1 other RNA gene is annotated in these 1,089 nt (G+C 58.2%); it reads right to left on the bottom strand.

The window, feature by feature from the left end:
* Positions 1-454 precede the first annotated feature (454 nt).
* Positions 455-852: a transfer-messenger RNA gene (ssrA, locus tag EHS19_RS08305) on the bottom strand.
* Between the last annotated feature and the right edge of the window lie 237 nt (positions 853-1,089).

Here is a 1,089-nt window from a genome sequence, read left to right as displayed (position 1 = left end):
ACGGGTGGCCCGCGTCCATGGACGTGCCCGCCACGGCCACATCATCCCGTCCCACACGGTTCGTCACCGTGGAACGCACCGGCGGCACGGAGGAGCCGCACCGCAGCATGCCGCTGCTCGCCATACAGGTATGGGGCGAATCCTCGTGGATCGTGGCCGAGGCCGCGCGCCGCCAAGTAGACGGTCCACCCCATGACATCCGCCGCCCCGCTCTCCCCCGTGTGGAGGGCGGGGCTTTTTCTCATGCCGGGACGGGTGTTCACGGGCTTCCGGACGCGCCCGTTTTTGCCCACTTTTTGCCCACATTTTTCCGGAAAACACATTCGGAAAACACATGATTCCAACGTGATTCCAACGTGATTCCAACGTGATTCCAACGGAAAAAACGGAAAAACAAAAAGCCGCTATCCCTTACTCCCGTAAGGAAAAGCGGCTTGTTCCGCCGAAGCGGCGATGGTGGAGATGCGGGGAATTGAACCCCGGTCCGATGACCGAACCCTCAGTCTTCTACGTGCGTAGTCTGCTGGCCGTACGGCAGTTTTGTCTGCCCCCATCAATGCCGCAGACAGCTGATGGCGGGCATATCCGCAGAAAAAGTCCCGATGCGGCCCTGTGGCGCGGCTGCATCAGCAAGTCTCCTAAACGACGCTCAGCATCCTCCCGAAGACGTGGAGGAGTGAACGGAGCTGCTGCTCACTGGTTAATCCTGGCGCGAAGCTCAGGCAGCGAGAGCGAACTCAGTGCGGTTAGATTTAGCACTTATTCTTTTGCCGGGGGCATCCACGAGCGGACCCGGCGTTCTCGGCACGCTTCCCTGCGACGAACAGGTCACCGTCGAAACCGATCATCCCCATGTTGAATTATCAAACCCCGTTACCAAGGCATTGCTTGGAAACGGACATTTCACTATACCAACAACAGAATGATGGTGACAAGTCCGGAGACAGCATTCGGCGTGTTGCCGGAATGACGACGTCGAGTGGCATGCATAGGAAGAACGGCAAGGAGCTGTAAAGAGGCGCAGGCGCTCAACGGATTGCTAATCTCTAGTGTCCTGCGTCAGAAATTCGTTGACGAATTCACTACCCC

This window comes from Bifidobacterium jacchi, assembly GCF_009078285.1.
Taxonomy (GTDB): Bacteria; Actinomycetota; Actinomycetes; order Actinomycetales; family Bifidobacteriaceae; genus Bifidobacterium; species Bifidobacterium jacchi.
The sequence above is the reverse complement of the archived record's forward strand: the minus strand, read 5'-3'. Positions and strand labels throughout refer to the sequence as shown.